This window comes from Paenibacillus sp. FSL R5-0923 (assembly GCF_038009145.1).
Classification (GTDB): domain Bacteria; phylum Bacillota; class Bacilli; order Paenibacillales; family Paenibacillaceae; genus Paenibacillus_AQ.
In genome coordinates this window covers 4,763,423-4,782,151 of record NZ_JBBPAT010000001.1, presented here as the reverse complement: position 1 = coordinate 4,782,151, position 18,729 = coordinate 4,763,423, and the positions used below count along the sequence as shown (strand labels likewise).

Here is an 18,729-nt window from a genome sequence, read left to right as displayed (position 1 = left end):
CAAATGTATGCGAAAAAGTGAATACAATGTGCCGCCGGTTACGTAAATGAGCCAAATGTATGCGAAAAACCGAACACTAAGTGCCAAAGGTAACATAAATGAGCCAAATGTATGCGAAAAAGTGAATACATTGTGCCACCGGCAAGCTGAACGAACCAAATATATGCGAAAAATCGAACACAATGTGCCACAGGTAACATAAATGAGCCAAATGTATGCGAAAAATCGCATACATGTGCCACCGAACCATGAACGAGCCAAATATACACGAAAAATCGAATACGATATTTTTCCAGTCGGGTAAATCAGGCCTCTGATTTCCAGGGAATCACAAGAATCCGCGCCGCAGGTTCTTTATTCTATTCTTCTCCTATCGCCACCGGATTCTCCTCATAAGAAATCCAATCACTCCAACTACCCGCATACAATTTCACATTCCTATACCCAGCTTTTCCGAGCGCGAGCACATTCGGGCAGGCACTTACACCTGAACCACAGTACACGATAATTTCTTGCTCAGGATCAATTCCCTCATAATGCTCTTTCAGCACCTCAGTTGATTTCCAGCGTCCTTGCTCATCCAGCACTTCTTTCCAGAACTTATTGATCGCCCCAGGAATATGACCTGCCTTCGGATCAATCGGTTCTTCCAGCCCTTCATAGCGACGGGACTCGCGGGAATCAATCAATAGTGCGCGACCGTCGTTAACTACATTTTGCACATCTTCCATGCTAGCAAGCATCTTCTTCTGAACATCTGCTTCATACTGGCTAGGAATCCTAACCGCTTGATGATCACTGACGGGGAAGGACGCTTTTTTCCAAGCAGAGTAGCCTTCATCCATTACAAACACACGTTCATGTCCCAAATATTTAAGCATCCACCACAGACGGGAAGCGTAGGCACCACCTTGATCATCATAAGCAACGACAATACTATCTCTGTTAATGCCAACCTTGCTAAGAATGGTGGTTAGCTTCGAGATCTCAGGCAGTGGGTGGCGTCCACCGTGTGCGCTTACTGGAGCGGAGAGTTGTTCTTCTAGATGAAAATAGATTGCGCCGGGAATATGATCTTCCGTATAGGCTTTACGCCCAGCTTCCGGATCCGTAAGTAAAAAACGGCAATCGACTATAACCAGTTCAGGTTCGTATAACCGAGCAAGCAGCCATCGGGTAGAAACGATTGGTTCCATAAAGATACCTTCTTTCTATTAATATGTATGGAGTCATTATAGCGGAAAATAAATGAGGACGCACCTTAAGCTTATAGCTTAAACTGCGTCCTCAAGTAATTAGATCAAACGATATCCTGAAGGCAAGCTACCAGTGCGCTGTATGGCGCGAACCTGCGCCGGAGTCAGCCGCTGATTGCTTGAAATGAGCGATTCGACATCTCCACTACGGAGAAAGTCATCTAGTTCGCGAATGCTGCGGTTACCACGCAGAATTACGAAATTGTCACGGAAGCGAGAACGATCGAACAACACAAGCGTAGCGTTCGGATTCGTGGAGAAAAAGCGTAAGCTTTCTATTCCAGTAAGGACTGCATCAATATCTGCAATGCCTAGGTTGCCGCGATAGGTTCTGCGGAGCCCACGAAAGTTCTCCTCACTATATACTCTTAATCTGGGATAGATTACGGACGCTGCTTTTATGGTTACCATATTTCATCTCTCCTTGTTGGATTGACTTAGCAGGTAAATCTAATAACTATTTGACCTCAGAAGATCACTTGGGAAAAAGGAGTAACCTGGGCTCTAGCACCAGATTGCTCCTTTCTTGTTGAATGGAAATGTTAGATCAGGCGATATCCCGCAGGCAAAGTGCCGCTGCTGCGGATATTGCGAATCTGTTCGAGAGTTAATCTCTGATTGGTTGAAATAATGGATTCCACATCATTGCCGGAAATGAAATCGTCCAAATCACGGATGCTGCGGTTACCACGGAGTACGCGGAAGTTCCCTCTAAACCTAGTTCTTGTGAACAGTACCAGTGTTGCGTTGCTGCTGGTAGAGAAGAAACGAAGACTCTCAATACCATCGAGGATGTTGTCCGTATTACGAATGCCTAGGTTGCCAGTATAGATTCTACTGTTACCCCTAAAGTTTTCTTCATCGTAAACAGTTAAGCGTGGATAAGTCTGTGATACATGAACTTCTTTTTTCATTTGTCATTCCTCCTTTGTAATCTAATCTATGTTCATTTCATTTTTTGGTTTGGCAGATAGTCTAATAGAAAGCCCTTATTTTACGTCATTCAATTATTCGGGCTTTACATAAACAATGCATTAGTGTACTATTCAACTATAACACCGACACATTAAAAAAACTCATCAATAATAAAAAGATGGCAGGGAGGATTACCATGAAGCAGGGAAGTGATGAACGCATGCAGGATTCAATCGTGCTGCAAATGAATGGGGTAAGCAAGATCATTAAAGGGAAATCCATTGTGGATAAGCTGACATTTGATATCCGTAAGGGAGAAATTGTTGGGCTATTGGGACCCAATGGTGCAGGGAAGACAACAACGATCCGGATGATGACGGGTCTTATAAGGATGAGTGAAGGCGATGTGATCGTTCAAGGTCACAGTGTTAAGAGTGATTTTAATAAAGCTATTGGACATATTGGAGCGATTATTGAAAATCCAGAGTTCTATCCGTATATGACAGGGCTTGATAATCTAAAGCAATACCAGAGAATGACAGATAATATTGAGGCTGGCAGAATTGATGAGGTTGTTGAATTGGTAGGACTTCAGGAAGCGATGAATAAGAAAGTGAAGGCCTATTCGCTGGGTATGCGTCAACGTCTTGGGATTGCTCAGGCATTACTGAACCGACCAAAGTTATTGATTCTAGATGAACCTACGAACGGCCTTGACCCAGCAGGCATACGAGAAATGCGTGATTATATGCGTAGGATTGCTGAGGTTGAAGGGATTTCTATTCTAATATCCAGTAACTTACTAACTGAAATTGAACAAATTTGTCACCGGGCCATCGTGATTCAGAACGGAAAATTGGTGACCGTTACAGCGATTGGTGGGGAGCAGGAGACAGCTTCAGATGTGAAACTAACCATTCGTGTAGGCTCAGTAGAATCAGCAATTAACATCTTGGAAGGGCTAGAATACGCAGAGTTATTGTCTATGGATAGTGCTCGTTCTGAGGTGACAATAAATCTGCATGACAGTAAAGTGCCGGAACTAGTGTCGACTTTTAGTAATAAAGGGGTAGGTATTTACCGGATTGCAGAGAATAAACAAAGCTTAGAGGAAGATTTCTTGAAATGGACAGGAGGGAACCGAATTGCGTAGCTTTAATAATTTGGTTGTTAATGAATGGCTCAAGCTCTCGAAGAAACGTACGTTTTTTGTACCTTACCTGATATTAATTTTATTATCCCTGCTATTAGGTTATATTGTTCATTCTGCCTCACCTGATATGTTTGGATCAGCTTATGACTTTTCAGCAATGATGCTGCTTTCACAAGGGATTGGGCAAGTGATTACCATTCTCGCAATCATCGGAACAGCGGGTATTGTCTCAAAAGAATATAGTCAGGGCACCATCAAATTCCTTCTAATCCGTGCGAGAAGTCGTACAGCAATACTTGCGTCCAAATATGCTGTTGTGTTGATTTACGCGTTCTCAGTGGCAGTTGTCGGCATGTTGGCGGTTTTTGCATCAGGAGCTTTATGGTTTGGCTTGAGTGGTGGTGAGGCTGGTATTCGTGAGATGTTAACCAGTTTAATGTATAACTCAGTTAGTACAGTTGTATATACAACACTTGCTTTTATGATCGGTATTTTGACAACATCTACGGGTGTTACAATTGGTGCTACAATGTTTATGCTGATGATAGACAAATTGGTTATTTTTCGTGAATTTTATAAATATGTATTATTCCCCAACCTAAATTTAGCTGCTTATGAAGGTGGAGGAGCACCTATTCCTGGAATGACGCTGACCTTTTCCATAGTAATGCTAGTTTTATACACAGCTGTCTTTCTACTCATAGGCTTCTCCGTCTTTAGACGAAGGGATGTTGCTTAATCATGACAATCGAATTCGATAACAACCTGCCGATTTATATTCAGATCATGAATTATATCAAAGGAGAAATCGTCACAGGTAAGTTAAAACCAGGAGATAAAATTCTCTCGGTACGAGAGCTTGCCAATGAACTGCAGATTAATCCGAATACAGTACAAAGAACCTTTCAGGAACTGGAGCGTGAAGAAATCGTGGAGACCCGGCGTGGAATGGGAAGATACGTCACTAGTAATGAAGGTACTATTTTGACCATCAAAAAAGAAATGGCAAAGGATGTACTGGATCGTTTCATTCGTGGCATGCAGGACCTTGGTTTTCAAGGTGAAGATATTTTAGCGGCAGTAGCAGAGAGTATCCGAAACAAGGATGGAGAATAGGGGGATAAGCAAGTTGGAAAATATACTTGAGGTTCATGACGTTACAAAAAAATATAGATCCAAGCACGCCCTCCGCGGAGTATCCTTTAATCTGAGTGCGGGTAAAATCACGGGACTGCTGGGCAGTAACGGCAGCGGTAAAAGTACACTTATGAAAATCATCGCCGGGCTGACACAGCCTACTTCCGGTCGTGTATCCATTATTGGAGGGGCTGTAGGCATAGATAGTAAAGCAGTAGTGTCATTTATGCCCGATAAGCCGCTTACAGAATCCTGGATGAATGTTAAGGATGCTCTAAAGTTCCAAAGTGATTTCTATCCGGATTTTGATCAGACTAAGGCTTCTCGAATGTTGGAGTTTATGAAGCTAAGTGCTCAAGATAAGGTGAAGGATTTGTCAAAAGGGATGAATGAGCGTCTACAGCTTACACTTGCTTTATCACGTCGAGCTAGCCTGTATTTACTGGATGAGCCAATCGGTGGTGTAGATCCAGTAGCTAGAACTAAAATTCTTAACGCGTTAGTAGAGTTTTATGAAGAGGACAGCACCATTCTCCTTTCTACTCATTTAGTATCGGATATCGAGCGGATCTTTGATGATGTGATTTTTATAAAAGAGGGAGAAATTGTGATGCATACGGCGGTAGAAGATATCCGGCTGCGCCAAGGTAAAAGCATAGACGAACTGTTCAGAGAGGTGTACGCAGAATGCTAAAGCTAGTGAAGTATGATTTTAGACGAGATAGGGATAAGTTTCTTGCTGTTTTTGTAATCACCATTCTTGTGCAGTTTGTGATAGGATTTACTGTTCAATCAGATCAAGATATGTTCATGATGAACATCACTTCCTATGCCGTAGCAGGTGTAGTGCTTCTCTTTTTTAGTCTGCGCACCTTCGGTCAGAACCTGAGATTATTCAATCGGAGGCTTGTGCCAGTACCAGTCCTGCATACCGTTCTCTCACCGGTAATGCTGTTTTTAGGGTCGTTACTCGGTTTATTTCTAGTTGCTTATATTCATTTAGCAGTAGATATTATGATGTATTCAACTTTGTTTTTACCGGAAAAATTTTGGCTGATCTCCGCATATACAGTACTAATAGTCTTTTGGGCTTCCGCCTACTCTATGTTGCTCGTGATGTTCTCCATGACCGTTGCAATGAGTGTGAGAGTGAAAGGAAGAGTATGGATTGGGATAGCCGTTTTTTTTGTAATACAGTATATAATTTCTTCATTAGAAACATCGATGTTCGATCATGAAAATATCACTTTGGAAAGAGCTTTTCGATTTGAAGTGACGGATGAGGCCGCTAAATTAAATGATATTGAGATCTCTCAGTATGTTCTTGGCTTACTTCCTACCCTGTTCGAAGCTGTGATTATTGCGATTCTAGTATTTGCTATTGTTAAGCTCGTTAAAAAAAGAGTGGAGTCCTAGGTACACCTGAAATAACGATTTTTAGAACGGAGGCAGAGCGATTAGCTTTGTCTTCGTTTTTATGCAAAAAAAAGACGCCTTTCCATGAGAAGGGCATCTGTTATGTAGAATTCTACAGGCCCTCTACATTTAGAGAGGCTGTCCATATATCGAGTTCTCTATGTAGCTGTTCTTCTTCGTCCTCGTTCAATTTAAGTTTAACTCCATATTGGTATTGGCCGAGTCCGAACATCCAGCCCCAGCGGACGCTGCCCACGAGTTGAAGCTTTTCTTCGTTTAATTGAAGATGAATCACTAGCTTTGTATCGCCCGCCGTGAATCGAAGATTCAGGGGGGTACGCACTTTGCAGCCAGATCGGCTAAGATCGAGCAACACAGCTTCTGTTAGCTTTCCGGCACCCGGACCGCTACTACTTATTGGAACTTCAATCCAGCATTCAAGCGGCTGGTTCATTACATAGCGAAATGGTTCTTTCCTGCTGGACACATCCATAATTTCCCTCCATATCGTTTATTTGCAATTATATCGAAAGAGATTGTTGAGAACAATCTACTAAAGTGCTATTTTTAATAAGAATAAATTTATTTAATCCTAATGAAGGTGATGAGACTTAACATGTACCAATACCTTAATGAAACGTTCCAAAAACACAATTTTGACCAAGGAAGTCTACAGGACGGGGAACTAAATAACTGTACATTTGAGCAGTGTTCCTTCAAGGGAAGCTCTATGGAAGAGATGACTTCCATCGGCTGCCGATTTATAGATTGCGATTTTACTGGAGCCATGCTCAATGCATCACATCATAAAGGCTCGGCTTTTACTAACTGTAAGTTCACGGGTGCGAATCTGTTCGTATCGAAATTTGAAGATTGTAAAATGGTAGGATCTGATTTCTCAAATGCTTATTTGGACGGGATCACACTTATCGGCGGGGATTGGTCCTACACGAACCTGAGACATACCAATCTTAGCAGACAGGATCTGCGCGGGATTCGATTTACTGAGGCCGATCTCATGGGTTGTAATTTGCAAAAAAGTGATCTTCGAGGGGCTGATCTGAGCCGTGTACAGCTGTCTCAATGCAAGCTTAAGGGGGCTGACCTACGGGATGCTATTGTTGAAGGAATTGATTTGAAAAGTTTGGATCTGCAAGGTGTTCGTATGGATATAGATCAGGCTGTACTGTTAGCACGCTCTTTTGGGGCTAAGGTAGGAAACTAGGAAAAGGGGCATCAGCTGCTAATGTTTAGCGGTTGATGCCCCTTTAGATTGTTATCAAGAAATACATATGCACATTGTATGAAACTTCTTATGTATATTTGCTTGCTTAACGGTTAACGCAGTCTTTTTCTGGGTTTGGCCCACCATTTAATCCAAAGAAAACCTTCGTCATCACGGAAAAATTTAATACCTACCCAGCGTAAGGGTGTCCATAGTTCTCTAAAGTAATATGAAGGCATAGTCTATTAGACCCTCCTATATAGTCAATTAATACTATATGTTACGCTAGTTTTAATGAAACTTCAAGACAATTTTACTTATAATTACATATTATGAATCTACGAGAAGTAAATTGCTCATGTGAGCAGGACCAATAGCCCTATGTAAGTTGCATGCTTCATTTAATTCTTTTCAGCTACTTATGTCACATCTGTATTATCAAATACTAACACGCGCTCTTTGGGCGCGTGTTTTGACGTTTATTTTGAATGGAATCTAGCAATGACGCTCTATTAGTAGGGATATGCACAAGCATTTCATTATGCTCAGCATTTAATAAAAGGAGAGGAAGTGATGAAATGACGGAGACTGAGTTTATTGCGAAGATCGCAAATTTTGCTGTGAAGGACATGCAGATCAGCAAGGTTCCGGCATCGCTAACGATAGCTCAAGCGGCGCTGGAATCGGGCTTTGGTAGCAGCGGATTGACTGTTAAGGCCAACAATTTGTTTGGGATTAAAGGTAGCGGACCAGCCGGTAGTATTACTGTGCAAACTACTGAATATGTTAATGGTAAAGCTGTTAAAGTAGAAGCTCTTTTTCGGGCCTATAACAACTGGGGAGAATCTGTTGCGGATCATTCCGCGTTGATTGTGAATGGTGTTTCGTGGAATCGTAATCTTTACAGCAAGGTGCTTGGTGCTAGTGGCAAGGTAGCTGCACAAGAGATTGCTGCCGCTGGTTATGCTACCGACCCAAACTATGCAGCAAAGCTAATCCAAATCATGAATACCTACAATCTGTATAAATATGATGATGAAGCCAAGGAAGGTGATGACGAAATGTCGGCAGAGGATAAACAAAGGCTGGCTAGTCTGGAAATGGAAATAAAGGAATTGCGTGCTGTTATTGTGAGCCTTACGGATAGCAAGGATACGCTAAAAACAGGTATGCAGGAACAAGGCCAGTCGATTACTAAGCTTTCAGATCGTGTGACTTTAATCGAAGGCCGAGCAGTGATGAATGTACCCCCATGGGCTGAAGCGGCAGTAAAAGCCGCGAGTGCTGCAGGGCTGCTGGATACACCGTCAGGTGGCAGTTATGACTTCTATCGCATAATAACAGTGCTGAACCGTGCAGGCTTACTTGCTCCTGGTAGTGGAAAATGAAATAAGGAGGATTAAACACCATGTATAATGATGCTCTCAACAGTGTGCTTGCCTTTGCTTCCGTGCTGGCTGTTTTTGTAATGGCGCTTGTACAACTTGTGAAGAATAGCGTGCAACTTCCGCGGAATATTGTACCGGTTGTTGGATTAGCTATTGGCTTGCTGGTTGGAGCAGTGGCCTATCCGTTCACTGATATGAATCTGATCCTGCGGCTATGGGCTGGAGGGCTAGCAGGACTTTCGGCGACGGGGTTATTCGAGCTTGCTTTTAACAAAAGGGATGGAACTAAAACAGACGATAAATGATTCTGTCGTATTCATTTTTTTAAAATCAATCCTTTCTCACTGGTAAAATGACTACGCATTCTATCAAGATGACTAATATATTATGGTATGAAAAGAAAAAGGAGGTGTAACTATGGGAACCTATCTTGACGCTAGAACATCACAAAATGCCAGTCTCGCCAATTCGATAGCTATCCCGATTACAGCAATTAACACGCCACAGTTGTTTGGACAAATTGGTTTGATAACTGCAGGAGTGACTACGAACCCGCGTGTGCTGCTAAAAGGGACGATATCTGTTACTCTACCGCTGTCATTGGTGGGTATTACAGTTACGATTGTAAGAGGAACTTTGCCTACGGATCCGAAAGTGTATTCTGCTACTTCAACTTTTGGCCTTAGTATACTGGCACCGCAAGTGATAACCTTCTCGGCAGCAGACTTCTTACCTGCAATCACACCTCAACTCACTTATACAGCATTTGTTTCTTCTAGTCTTCTTGGAACAGTACGTGTGGGTCCAGAAAGCTTTGACGGTATTTTAGTTTCTGATTAATTGCAGAGCATTTAACCTCACTGGTTGCCAGTGGGGTCTTTTTTTTAACCGTTCGCCCAATCTTCTAAGAAGATGATTACATATCTTATGATGTATTCTAAAATACGGAGGAGGTCTTCTCATGGGTGCAGAATTTGGTCATGTTGGTGGTGCTTTTACTAATACAGGCGCAATCTTAGTGTTGTTCATCTTGTTAGTTATTATTACGAGCGCATGCATATTCTAAAGATATAAAAAAGTCTGCTTCTGGCATGCGTGCTGGAAGCAGACTTTCTTTATGGTACTATTTCAATTTATGCGATGCTAAGCAAAAGTCGTTAGGATTCTACTCTCGTATTGAAGTACATAAAAAATGCTGATCGGGATTTCTTCCATTATTGTACTATTAATCATTGTCGTAACGGTGGGAAGCTTTTATTTCTATCATGTAACCCCTACCGTGACTGTCTAACAAAGGGCTGCCGAAAGGTGGTCCTTTTGTGATGTATATACTCTTTAGCGAATTTATTGTGTGAGTTTGCTTTTTATTCACATTTAAATGCAATATATAAATTGCATTATGTAATAAATATATTATAATTCTGGTTATAGGGAGGGATAATAATGAAAAAAAGTAAAATGAATGATGAACGAGTTGTATCTCAAAGAAGAAAGATTCAAAGTGATGCTTATCAAATATTAGTATATTGTTTGCTGATTTCAGTACTGATTCAACAATTCATAATGAATGCTCCGTTTGAGCAATTTGCAGTCGAGTTTTTCTGTTTGATTGGTAGTGGAATATATATAACGATCCGGCACTTGTCTGTTGGTGTTGATATTTGGGATTCCCAAAGACACACAAACAAAAAGCTGCTCATAAACAGCATTATTTCAGGCGGAATTTGTGTTTCGTTGCTTATAGTTTTGGCGGGAGAAAGAAATGTTTGGAGCATTATTTTAATCTTTGTATCTTTTATAATTGTTTATTTTCTTACACACCTAGTGTTACGGAATATAAACAAAAAAAGACAACAGCAAATCGATGATGAATTAGGTAGTGATGATACAGTTGAATGAAATGCGCGGATGTTTCATCCTCATCTATCTTGCCACGCTCATATAACCGTAGGTCGTTTTCCATATCCAATTCAATATGAATGAGCTTTAATTTTATCAGAGGGAGTTGAATACGCTGCTGAAAATATGGCACGTCGCAGATCTCCGAAAGGATGAGCACGAGAGCCCATATTTCCCTATGACCGTGATCTTTGAGCCAAGAGGCAATTGCAGAAATTTGGGTATTCCTAAGGCGGCAGCATTCGCAAGCCACTGTGTGAGTTCTTCTTTCTCATTGTCCGAAACTAGTAATTTTGTATTGATTATTACATATATAATAATAACTTTTAATGTCTTTAAACATAAATTCGGGGCCCTATCTCTAGGGCCCCTTTCATGGGAGAGGAGAAACCGGACGAAGAGCTTATGGGGAAACGTAAGCCTGCTCCGCGGTTGTCTACGACATTTGTGGTGTCGATAATTACATGATGTCCCTGGAAGCCCAGTCTTATACATAAGGAAGACTTATTTATCGGAATAGTCTTGATCTTTCCATTTTTCATATCTAGACAAATTTTTTATTTCATTGCGCAAATGTGTTACGATAGGCGTGGACTTATGCCCTTTTGGGTATAACAAACAGAGACATAGAGCGGGTGATTGACGGTGAGAGTGGTATCGGGAAGTGCAAAAGGAAGACCACTAAAAAGTGTGCCGGGAAGTGGAACAAGACCTACAACCGATAAGGTGAAGGAAGCTGTATTCAGTATGATCGGTCCATATTTTGAAGGTGGAGCGGTACTGGACTTGTTCGCAGGTACAGGTGGTTTGGGTATCGAAGCTTTAAGCAGAGGGATGGAAAGCGCCGTATTTGTAGATATGGATCCCAAAAGTATTGACACCATTCGTGCCAATTTGAAAGCGACTAATCTTGAAACGAGTGCGCAAGTGTACCGAAATGAAGCAGGAAGAGCACTCAGTGCATTAGAGAAGCGGGGACGTGTTTTTGATTTAGTCTTTCTAGATCCTCCCTACCGATTGAAGCACGGAGATGAGCTGATGCTATCTATGGTAGAAAAAGGAATGCTGCAAGAGGACGCAATCATTGTTCTGGAGCATGAATCAAGTTATGCCTATCCTGAGGATATCCCAGGATTTTATAGGCTGCGTCAGGCCGTATACGGAGAAACGACAATTTCTATTTATCAGTATGAAGCTAATCCTTCTGTGGAAAGCGAGACTGGTGAGGAGGTAGAGAATGAGTCAGCAAATTAGAAAAGAACGTGTTGCCATCTATCCAGGCACCTTTGATCCCGTGACTATGGGACATATGGATATTATTCGGCGCGCATCCAAGCAATTCGACCGTTTAATCGTAACGGTGCTTAATAATTTGAGTAAGAACCCGCTGTTTACTGTAGAAGAGCGGACAGAGCTTTTAAGACAGGCGACAGCTGATATTCCCAATGTGGAAATCGACAGCTTTAGGGATCTATTAGTCAATTATGTTCGTCAAAAAGATGCTCAAGTCATTGTACGTGGTATTCGTACCGTAACTGACTTTGAATATGAACTGCAAAACGCATCCATCAACCATAGTCTGGATCCGGATGCGGAAACGATCTTTATGATGACTAATCCGAAATATTCCTATTTAAGCTCCAGCGTTGTAAAAGAAATTGCCCATTTTGGTGGGAATGTGTCTGACTTCGTGACGCCTGAGGTGGAACAGGCGATGAAGCTTAAATTTAATCGAGCCGATGGCGAAAAGCGCTAACGAGATAGATCGTTGCGGATAATGCCAGGAGGATGATTAGCAGAAGCGATTGCAAACTAAGCAACTGTGGAAAAGAGCTCCATATGGCAGTTACATTAATGGTTCTGTTTGGTATGGATTGTGAATCAGCGAGCGCAGGCAAAGTAGCCTCACTTATTACTAAAAGTGGTTTCCATAGTAGCAGTGTTAATAAAAAAGCATAAACGCCATGCATCAGGCGAACGACAGCATAGGGGAGGAATCGGACATTTGCTTGTTTAAGCAACGTCAGCACCTGTAGCTGCGCGCAGAGCCCGCTCCAGCCTAGTGCAGCAGAGAGTAAGGCCAAGCCTAGTACACCTGATGCTCCGGCTCCGATGCTCGAGAGTCCTTTGCTTATAGCGTCGGCTCCTAAATGAATCTCGAGCAAGCTCGCTGGCAGAGCGGCTGGCAATGCAGGAAGTACCGTAGTAATGATATTGATGACCACGGCGAACATAATCATGTAACCGCCCACAACCATCAAATTTTGTACCGCTGTAGCTACTGACTCCCCAAGAAGTCTACCGAAGCTTCGGCCATCTCTTGATCTGGCTTCAGTGGCTGCAAGTTGGACACGACTATATAAAGAAGGTCGTTTGATATTCGTGCTTTCTTTTAAAGAAGGCTGCAGATTGTCTAGCCGGCCATTTAAAAGAGCGTCTGTATAACTGGCCAAAAGTCCTGAAACCCAGTGGATAGCAAGTAGAAAGTAACCTGCTGTAGGACTATGTAGGAAAGCTACACCAATCACAATGAGCAGGGTTACTGGACTGGCGAAATGCGTAAGTGAAGCAAGACGAGCGGCTTCCTTGTCCGAAATGCTGCCCTGCTTATGAAGCTGCATTACACCTCCAGCCCCGCCGGGGAATCCAGCGGTGATTCCAAGCGCCAAAGTCCAACCACTCGCGCCAGGCAGTCGAAAGACCTTTTTCATCAATGGTTCCAGGAGAACTCCGAAACCATGCACGAAGCCCGAAGCGGTTAGCATCTCAGACAGCATCAAGAAGGGTAGAAGTGCAGGGAATACGAGTGTCCACCAGAGCTTTAACCCTTGGAGAGAAGCCTCGAAAGAGCTTTCTGGTGAGATGATGATGGCAATGGCTAACAGGATTGCGATCACCCCAGATAAAAAAGGTGTGGAGCGACTAGCTAGCCGGCGTATTTTAATATTGTTCATTTCTAGAATCACCTCTTCATAACTTAAGGCATAGCGGATGTGTTATCAATTTATGCAGAGTAGACAACCATCATGCCAAACCACTAGTCGAAGCGGTAATGAAGTTCAAACATTCATATCCTAAATGTGCCGTGGGAAAGAAGGGAAGAGTAGTGAAGCAGTTGAAGCATCGGCCGGGATTCCGTGCCACAGCTTACCTCTTTACGTTTGTAGTTATCGTGTATGTATTTGTATTTATGAACACCCCGTACATTGTATATCAACCGGGTAGTGCATCTGAAGTTGCCCCTATGATTAAAGTGGAAAATGCTGATCCAGCTGAAGAAGGAACCTTCATGATGACTACAGTATCTGCTAGTTACGCTAATGTGGCGTTGCTGGTCGCCTCTGTTTTTAACTCCAATTCAGAGGTTGTGCGGAAAGAAACACGGTTAGGAGATAAGTCTGAAGATGAGTATGCTGCGGAGCAGGTTTTTTATATGAACAGCTCGCAATCTTACTCCGTTCAGGCGGCCTATCATGCTGCAGGAATTCCGTATGAGGATGTTGTGGATTATTTGTATGTTTTTTCAGTTCCGGTTGCCAGTAATAAAGGACAATTCCAGCCGGGTGACAGAATCATAAGTGTAGAAGGCCAGAAGGTACCCGATCCAGAAGCACTTTCTGCTTTACTTTCAACAAAAAAAATCGGTGATCAGGTCGCTGTTGTTTTACAAAGAAACGGTAAGGAAGTAAAGGAACAAGTGACACTTGTCGAGATCAAAGATAAAGAAGGTACTGCAGTTCGACCTGGTTTTGGAGTCACTATAGCCGCAGTTCAAAAGGTAAAACCTAAAGAACAAGGCAAAGCGGTCAGCTTTGTGGATACGAATGTTGGCGGACCTTCTGCAGGACTGATGTTCACTATGGAGATTTACAACCGGCTTACGCCTGGTGATTTAACCAAAGGTCATAGGGTTGCAGGAACGGGCACGATCGACGCTGAGGGTGTGGTTGGTGCTATCGGTGGAGTGAAGCATAAGATTGTTGCTGCAGATCGAGAAGGGGCGGAGATTTTTTTCGTTCCTGTTAAGAATTACGACGAAGCCAAAACGAAAGCTGATAAAATCGGCACATCTATGAAGCTGGTACCCGTATCGACACTGGATGAAGCACTGAAGTATATGGAGGAACTACCGGTCAAACCATGACCGGAGGTTCCAAATAATCGCGATACATATCGGTTCTGTAAGGTTCTCGAAAAGCTCCTGCGAAAGCAGACGCGGCTTGAAGGTCTCGTTCAAGTTGTGGATGGGAGCACAGTGAAGGCCGCATGACGATGGGTAAGGTTGCTTTTTGTTTCATCTCTTTAAGGAGAGCTCGTCCACTTTCTCTAAAACCAAGGATTCGAATATACCCGGGCCCCTCCGCTAGTACAGAAGGGGTCATTTCTTCCTTTGTATGATTCAGCAAAATGTGTAGCAGTAGACGTTGCAGTCGTGTATGCGTATAACGCTTGCTCTTAAGGGCTTGAAGCAAACCCGAGATAGAGAATTGCTCAAGATCGGGCATAAGACGAAGGATTCTATTCTCCAAGCCTTCATTCATGTCTTGGATGGTTCGTAGCTCGGCAGCGGTACGTGTAGAGAGCAGGTGACGGAGGGGACCTCGGAAATGCTCCAATGCCAGAGGACCTCTACCTGCTGCATGCTCTCTTTCTAATATGGACACGCTATATTCCGGCATGTATGCTGCTGGAGAGCCGCCTTCTTGCAGCAGCTTGCGAATAGCAGTGGCGCTTGCGATCGATGAGCCAACTTGCAAAGGATCATGGAATCCGGCTGCCGTTCGCGGAACGGTTAGCGGCTCAATCTTGCTATTTAGCCGCTGCAAGGCGATGAGATAATGCAAGCCAAGGCTGTTATTCGGCTGGCGCAGCAGCTCGCCAGCATCGCCGGGACTCTCCTCTTCATGGAGAGTCCCTTCAAAGGCCACCGCCGCCGCTGCGCTGTATGCGGCGGGGAAGCTCGCTCCGAGCGCCATGCGGCGGCGGATCTCGCTCTGAAGTTCGCTGCTTTCCTCTGCTAGATACTTGGCCAGAGGAAGCAGCGAACCCAAAGTACCGGCTTCGGAGCCGAAGCACAAGCTGTCCACGACCCCGGTCGCTTCCAGCAGTGCAACTGCTCCGAAGGCGAACCATTCTGCCGGCTGTACAGCATAGGCCACAGGCAGCTCAATGACGAGGTCGGCGCCCATTCGTAGCGCCATCTCTGTCCGGGCTTGCTTGCTTACCGCCGCCGGCTCGCCGCGCTGAGTAAAGGGACCGCTCATGACGACAATGGCGCGCTCAGCGCCAGATAGTCTTTTGGCTTCGGTGAAGTGATGGACATGTCCGTTATGTAATGGATTGTATTCTGCTATTATTCCAACTGTTGTCACTGCTGCTTCCCTCCGTATGTAACCATTATTTAAAATATAAGTAGAGATTAGTAGGATTAATATTTAGAAACTCAGTTCGCATATGCTGTCATTTTGATTTACACTAATAGTTATATCATAATTCTCTCCAATTCCTGAAACAATATAAAGGGAAAATGGTTGACAAAGGTATATAATACTAGGTATAATAAATTTTGTTTGTTTGGGAGTGATAAGTTATGCAGATTCACTTTCGCAAATTAGCGAATGCCGACGAACCGTTACATATTCACGATGTTGTGGATGTCAGCGAGGTAGTCAAAGGGCGCAAGGATATTCTAGCTGTTGCTCCGCTCTCAGTGGACCTTAAAGCGCTGCCCGCGGGAACCGATTGTGTGAACGTGGTGGGAAAACTGAGTGGAGATGTGGACATGTTATGTTCACGTTGTCTCACGGAGGTCAAAAGTGATTTGAACATTCCTTTTGCTGAGACTTTCAAGTGGCTTAAGCAGCCAGTTCTTCCAGATGATGACGAAGATGAGGAACTCATTTACGTCAAGGATGAGGTTGTGGATCTTATTCCTTATGTGGAAGAAAATTTCGTACTGCACTTACCGGATTCGGTATTGTGCAAGGCAGACTGTCTTGGTCTTTGTCAGAAATGCGGACAGAACTTGAACGAAGGCACCTGCAGTTGCGACAACACAGTGATCGATCCTCGACTCGCTGGGTTGAAAGACTTTTTCAAATGAAACATTACAACAAAACACATTCTGCTCTGAGGAGCAGGCTGACAGAAATATCACAAGGAGGTGGAACACATGGCAGTACCACAACGTAGAACGTCTAAAACACGCCGTGACAAACGTCGCACCCACTTTAAGTTGGTTGTGCCGGGCATGGTGAAATGCGAACAATGCGGAGAGTTGAAATTGGCTCACCACGTATGTAAAGTTTGCGGAACTTACAAAGCAAGAGAAATCATCAAACAATAGTTTCGGAATAAATAGTACTTCACTATCGGTGAAGTACTATTTTTTTTGAAATATAAGAATATATAAGTTTCACGCTATACATTATCCTTATATTTTTTGCACAAACGCTTACCGTCTATTAGGGACGCTGAGGCGTTTATGCTTATCCAAACATAAGCCGCCCAGAAGTCAATGCTTTATTTTTGGTGCGGCATGCTTTATACTACATATTAGTACCTGGTTCTAAATAATGTTTAAGGTTATTTGACCTAATATAACAGCGGCCATTCAAGCGGCCGAATGCTTTCTTTAAAATATAAGAAAGTATAAGTTATGCACCTATACTTGATGTCTTATATTTCTCGCTTAAACGCTTATCGTCCATAAGGACACCGAAGGCGTTTATGCTTGGCACGTGCCAGGAGGTGAGCCGCAATCGAGCGGATGTCCAAGAAAGAACGTCAGCAACAGCTGCTACATATAATCGCAGGTAATCCTTTTGTAACGGATCGGGAGTTGACTCGTCAGCTAAAAGTTAGCATTCAGACGATTCGGTTAGACCGAATGGAGCTGGGGATACCGGAACTGCGTGAACGAATGAAGCAAATGGCAGAGCACTCCTATGATCAGGTGCGCTCTTTGCCTGCGGATGAAGTCATCGGAGACATTGTGGATTTACAATTGGACAAGAGTGGGATTTCGATATTTGAGATTCGCGAAGACCATGTGTTCTCTAGAAATGGGATCGCTCGTGGTCACTATGTGTTTGCTCAAGCGAATTCGCTTGCGGTTGCCGTAATCAACGATGAAATTGCTCTGACCGCTTCAGCCGATATACGTTTTGTACGCACAGTTCAGCTAGGTGAGAAGTGTATTGCCAAAGCACAGGTGCGGTCACTCGCCGGTAGGGGTGGCAAAGCAGAGGTGGACGTATTCACCTATGTCGGAGAAGAACTAGTGTTTCAGGGCCATTTTATAGTGTATCGGTCCGCAAATGATGAACACAGTGAAGGGGGTAACCATAGTGCTGATCGCCATTGATGCCATGGGCGGGGACAACGCTCCTGAATGTAATGTCGAGGGGGCGTTGTCCGCGGCCGCGGAATGGAAAGATACGCAGATTGTGCTCGTTGGTGACGAAGCCAGATTAGAGCCACTACTCAAAGACAAGCCATCTAATCTGACAATACGTCATGCAGGAGACGTCATTGGTTCTGATGAAGAGCCGGTTAAGGCAGTTCGTCGTAAAAAAGACTCATCCATGGTTGTAGCTGGACGAATGGTGCGTGAAGGTGAAGCGGATGCTATGATTTCGTCGGGTAACACGGGTGCGCTAATGACCACAGGACTCCTCGTAGTTGGCCGGATGCAGGGAATTGAACGTCCTGCACTAGCGCCTATGATTCCAACGCTTGACGATGTTGGCGTACTGGCTCTTGATCTTGGTGCTAACATGGATGCGAAGCCTGAACATCTGGTACAATATGCGCTGATGGGCAGCATTTACCGAAGCAAGGTTCATGGTATTGCTAAGCCGCGTGTGGGACTTCTGAATGTAGGGACGGAGCCTGGAAAGGGTAACGAACTGACGAAAGAAGCTTATCCGCTGCTTGAGAACTTGCCAGGCATTCATTTTATCGGTAATGTTGAGGCACGTGACGTACTGACAGGGAATTGCGATGTGCTTGTCTGCGATGGATTTGCCGGTAATATTTTGCTAAAGTCTCTTGAGGGTACGGCGGGTGCTTTGTTCTCTTTGCTCAAGGAGCAATTTAGTCGTTCCCTGAAGACTAAGCTTGGCGCGGCTATGCTGATGCCGGAGCTTAGAGCTTTAAAGGGTAAAATGGATTACAAAGAGCACGGTGGTGCACCACTACTCGGTCTTAGCGGATTGGTAGTTAAGGGCCACGGATCTTCTGACGGAAATGCAGTTAAGAATGCGGTAAGACAAGCGCGGATTGCTCTACAAGCCGATCTTGTGCCAAGTATATCCAAGGAAATTAGCGGGAAGTGAG

General features: G+C 43.8%; 24 protein-coding genes. 18 read left to right on the top strand and 6 right to left on the bottom strand.

Annotated elements, in window-relative coordinates; translation table 11 throughout:
• Positions 1-359: 359 nt before the first annotated feature.
• From MKX35_RS21410 to MKX35_RS21400, 3 genes are all read right to left on the bottom strand, one after another.
• Positions 360-1,196 (bottom strand): sulfurtransferase, encoded by an 837-nt coding sequence (locus MKX35_RS21410; protein WP_076298869.1) that lies wholly within the window; start codon positions 1,194-1,196, stop codon positions 360-362.
• 99 nt (positions 1,197-1,295) lie between these two features.
• On the bottom strand, positions 1,296-1,667 hold the full coding sequence (locus MKX35_RS21405) for a hypothetical protein (RefSeq protein WP_076298870.1): 372 nt from the start codon (positions 1,665-1,667) through the stop codon (positions 1,296-1,298).
• A 131-nt stretch (positions 1,668-1,798) separates the two neighbouring features.
• Positions 1,799-2,170 carry a hypothetical protein gene (locus MKX35_RS21400; RefSeq protein ID WP_076282789.1) on the bottom strand — a complete coding sequence of 124 codons (372 nt, stop codon included), beginning with the start codon at positions 2,168-2,170 and terminating at the stop codon, positions 1,799-1,801.
• Between the two features lie 197 nt (positions 2,171-2,367).
• Here MKX35_RS21400 and MKX35_RS21395 point away from each other — a divergent pair, with 197 nt between their 5' ends.
• Genes MKX35_RS21395 through MKX35_RS21375 form a run of 5 tightly spaced genes read left to right on the top strand, consistent with a single transcriptional unit; the run spans position 2,368 to position 5,877 of the window.
• The gene (locus MKX35_RS21395; protein ID WP_256716253.1) at positions 2,368-3,324 is read left to right on the top strand and encodes an ABC transporter ATP-binding protein; all 957 of its coding nucleotides are present in this window, start codon (positions 2,368-2,370) and stop codon (positions 3,322-3,324) included.
• Positions 3,317-4,063 carry an ABC transporter permease gene (locus MKX35_RS21390; RefSeq protein WP_076298871.1) on the top strand — a complete coding sequence of 249 codons (747 nt, stop codon included), beginning with the start codon at positions 3,317-3,319 and terminating at the stop codon, positions 4,061-4,063. The genes MKX35_RS21395 and MKX35_RS21390 overlap by 8 nt, the downstream gene beginning before the upstream one ends.
• Positions 4,064-4,065: 2 nt before the next feature.
• Positions 4,066-4,440, top strand: coding sequence for a GntR family transcriptional regulator (locus tag MKX35_RS21385; RefSeq protein ID WP_042187671.1), 375 nt, complete (start codon positions 4,066-4,068; stop codon positions 4,438-4,440).
• A gap of 13 nt (positions 4,441-4,453) precedes the next feature.
• Positions 4,454-5,155, top strand: coding sequence for an ABC transporter ATP-binding protein (locus MKX35_RS21380; protein ID WP_179085701.1), 702 nt, complete (start codon positions 4,454-4,456; stop codon positions 5,153-5,155).
• A complete protein-coding gene (locus tag MKX35_RS21375) occupies positions 5,149-5,877 on the top strand; it encodes a hypothetical protein (RefSeq protein ID WP_076282786.1) in 729 nt (242 codons plus the stop codon). Before MKX35_RS21380 ends, MKX35_RS21375 begins: the two co-directional genes overlap by 7 nt.
• Positions 5,878-5,989: 112 nt before the next feature.
• Here the strand turns inward: MKX35_RS21375 and MKX35_RS21370 are convergent, their stop codons facing one another.
• Complete coding sequence (locus MKX35_RS21370) at positions 5,990-6,370, bottom strand: PilZ domain-containing protein (RefSeq protein WP_042187677.1); 381 nt, start codon at positions 6,368-6,370, stop codon at positions 5,990-5,992.
• Positions 6,371-6,493: 123 nt separating this feature from the next.
• On the opposite strand from MKX35_RS21370, the gene MKX35_RS21365 reads away from it, so the two are divergent.
• The 8 genes from MKX35_RS21365 (at position 6,494) to coaD (ending at position 12,145) form a co-directional block, all read left to right on the top strand.
• Entirely contained in the window at positions 6,494-7,102 is a 609-nt protein-coding gene (locus MKX35_RS21365; protein ID WP_076298872.1) for a pentapeptide repeat-containing protein, read from the top strand.
• A 578-nt stretch (positions 7,103-7,680) separates the two neighbouring features.
• Entirely contained in the window at positions 7,681-8,490 is an 810-nt protein-coding gene (locus tag MKX35_RS21360; protein ID WP_076298873.1) for a glycoside hydrolase family 73 protein, read from the top strand.
• Between the two features lie 20 nt (positions 8,491-8,510).
• Positions 8,511-8,795 (top strand): holin, encoded by a 285-nt coding sequence (locus tag MKX35_RS21355; RefSeq protein WP_076282784.1) that lies wholly within the window; start codon positions 8,511-8,513, stop codon positions 8,793-8,795.
• Positions 8,796-8,907: 112 nt separating this feature from the next.
• Positions 8,908-9,330 (top strand): hypothetical protein, encoded by a 423-nt coding sequence (locus MKX35_RS21350; protein WP_076282783.1) that lies wholly within the window; start codon positions 8,908-8,910, stop codon positions 9,328-9,330.
• A 121-nt stretch (positions 9,331-9,451) separates the two neighbouring features.
• Complete coding sequence (locus MKX35_RS21345; protein ID WP_081382793.1) at positions 9,452-9,556, top strand: sporulation protein YjcZ; 105 nt, start codon at positions 9,452-9,454, stop codon at positions 9,554-9,556.
• A 377-nt stretch (positions 9,557-9,933) separates the two neighbouring features.
• Positions 9,934-10,389 (top strand): DUF6773 family protein, encoded by a 456-nt coding sequence (locus tag MKX35_RS21340; protein ID WP_076298874.1) that lies wholly within the window; start codon positions 9,934-9,936, stop codon positions 10,387-10,389.
• Positions 10,390-11,034: 645 nt separating this feature from the next.
• Positions 11,035-11,643 carry a 16S rRNA (guanine(966)-N(2))-methyltransferase RsmD gene (rsmD, locus tag MKX35_RS21335; protein WP_076298875.1) on the top strand — a complete coding sequence of 203 codons (609 nt, stop codon included), beginning with the start codon at positions 11,035-11,037 and terminating at the stop codon, positions 11,641-11,643.
• Positions 11,627-12,145, top strand: a complete 519-nt coding sequence (coaD, locus tag MKX35_RS21330) for a pantetheine-phosphate adenylyltransferase (RefSeq protein WP_076282781.1) — start codon at positions 11,627-11,629, stop codon at positions 12,143-12,145. The genes rsmD and coaD overlap by 17 nt, the downstream gene beginning before the upstream one ends.
• Here the strand turns inward: coaD and MKX35_RS21325 are convergent.
• Entirely contained in the window at positions 12,117-13,343 is a 1,227-nt protein-coding gene (locus tag MKX35_RS21325) for a nucleoside recognition domain-containing protein (RefSeq protein WP_076298876.1), read from the bottom strand. The two genes, coaD and MKX35_RS21325, sit on opposite strands and share 29 nt — an antisense overlap.
• 152 nt (positions 13,344-13,495) lie before the next feature.
• On the opposite strand from MKX35_RS21325, the gene MKX35_RS21320 reads away from it, so the two are divergent.
• Positions 13,496-14,533, top strand: a complete 1,038-nt coding sequence (locus MKX35_RS21320; RefSeq protein WP_076298877.1) for a SepM family pheromone-processing serine protease — start codon at positions 13,496-13,498, stop codon at positions 14,531-14,533.
• On the opposite strand, the gene MKX35_RS21315 is transcribed toward MKX35_RS21320, so the two are convergent.
• Positions 14,523-15,761: a nucleotidyltransferase gene (locus tag MKX35_RS21315; protein WP_076298878.1), complete on the bottom strand. Its 1,239-nt coding sequence runs from the start codon at positions 15,759-15,761 to the stop codon at positions 14,523-14,525. The two genes, MKX35_RS21320 and MKX35_RS21315, sit on opposite strands and share 11 nt — an antisense overlap.
• Before the next feature lie 218 nt (positions 15,762-15,979).
• Here MKX35_RS21315 and MKX35_RS21310 point away from each other — a divergent pair, with 218 nt between their 5' ends.
• From MKX35_RS21310 to plsX, 4 genes are all read left to right on the top strand, one after another.
• Positions 15,980-16,492: a YceD family protein gene (locus MKX35_RS21310; protein WP_042187699.1), complete on the top strand. Its 513-nt coding sequence runs from the start codon at positions 15,980-15,982 to the stop codon at positions 16,490-16,492.
• Between the two features lie 69 nt (positions 16,493-16,561).
• The gene (gene rpmF, locus MKX35_RS21305) at positions 16,562-16,735 is read left to right on the top strand and encodes a 50S ribosomal protein L32 (RefSeq protein ID WP_019911234.1); all 174 of its coding nucleotides are present in this window, start codon (positions 16,562-16,564) and stop codon (positions 16,733-16,735) included.
• A gap of 423 nt (positions 16,736-17,158) precedes the next feature.
• On the top strand, positions 17,159-17,755 hold the full coding sequence (fapR, locus tag MKX35_RS21300; RefSeq protein WP_042127208.1) for a transcription factor FapR: 597 nt from the start codon (positions 17,159-17,161) through the stop codon (positions 17,753-17,755).
• A complete protein-coding gene (plsX, locus tag MKX35_RS21295) occupies positions 17,739-18,728 on the top strand; it encodes a phosphate acyltransferase PlsX (RefSeq protein ID WP_042187701.1) in 990 nt (329 codons plus the stop codon). The genes fapR and plsX overlap by 17 nt, the downstream gene beginning before the upstream one ends.
• Position 18,729 lies beyond the last annotated feature (1 nt).

Coding starts and splice junctions, on each gene's coding strand:
- MKX35_RS21410 (WP_076298869.1), bottom strand. CDS start 1,196: ATGGAACCAATCGTTTCTACCCGATGGCTGCTTGCTCGGTTATACGAA.
- MKX35_RS21405 (WP_076298870.1), bottom strand. CDS start 1,667: ATGGTAACCATAAAAGCAGCGTCCGTAATCTATCCCAGATTAAGAGTA.
- MKX35_RS21400 (WP_076282789.1), bottom strand. CDS start 2,170: ATGAAAAAAGAAGTTCATGTATCACAGACTTATCCACGCTTAACTGTT.
- MKX35_RS21395 (WP_256716253.1), top strand. CDS start 2,368: ATGAAGCAGGGAAGTGATGAACGCATGCAGGATTCAATCGTGCTGCAA.
- MKX35_RS21385 (WP_042187671.1), top strand. CDS start 4,066: ATGACAATCGAATTCGATAACAACCTGCCGATTTATATTCAGATCATG.
- MKX35_RS21375 (WP_076282786.1), top strand. CDS start 5,149: ATGCTAAAGCTAGTGAAGTATGATTTTAGACGAGATAGGGATAAGTTT.
- MKX35_RS21370 (WP_042187677.1), bottom strand. CDS start 6,370: ATGGATGTGTCCAGCAGGAAAGAACCATTTCGCTATGTAATGAACCAG.
- MKX35_RS21365 (WP_076298872.1), top strand. CDS start 6,494: ATGTACCAATACCTTAATGAAACGTTCCAAAAACACAATTTTGACCAA.
- MKX35_RS21360 (WP_076298873.1), top strand. CDS start 7,681: ATGACGGAGACTGAGTTTATTGCGAAGATCGCAAATTTTGCTGTGAAG.
- MKX35_RS21355 (WP_076282784.1), top strand. CDS start 8,511: ATGTATAATGATGCTCTCAACAGTGTGCTTGCCTTTGCTTCCGTGCTG.
- MKX35_RS21350 (WP_076282783.1), top strand. CDS start 8,908: ATGGGAACCTATCTTGACGCTAGAACATCACAAAATGCCAGTCTCGCC.
- MKX35_RS21345 (WP_081382793.1), top strand. CDS start 9,452: ATGGGTGCAGAATTTGGTCATGTTGGTGGTGCTTTTACTAATACAGGC.
- MKX35_RS21340 (WP_076298874.1), top strand. CDS start 9,934: ATGAAAAAAAGTAAAATGAATGATGAACGAGTTGTATCTCAAAGAAGA.
- coaD (WP_076282781.1), top strand. CDS start 11,627: ATGAGTCAGCAAATTAGAAAAGAACGTGTTGCCATCTATCCAGGCACC.
- MKX35_RS21325 (WP_076298876.1), bottom strand. CDS start 13,343: ATGAACAATATTAAAATACGCCGGCTAGCTAGTCGCTCCACACCTTTT.
- MKX35_RS21310 (WP_042187699.1), top strand. CDS start 15,980: ATGCAGATTCACTTTCGCAAATTAGCGAATGCCGACGAACCGTTACAT.
- rpmF (WP_019911234.1), top strand. CDS start 16,562: ATGGCAGTACCACAACGTAGAACGTCTAAAACACGCCGTGACAAACGT.
- fapR (WP_042127208.1), top strand. CDS start 17,159: ATGTCCAAGAAAGAACGTCAGCAACAGCTGCTACATATAATCGCAGGT.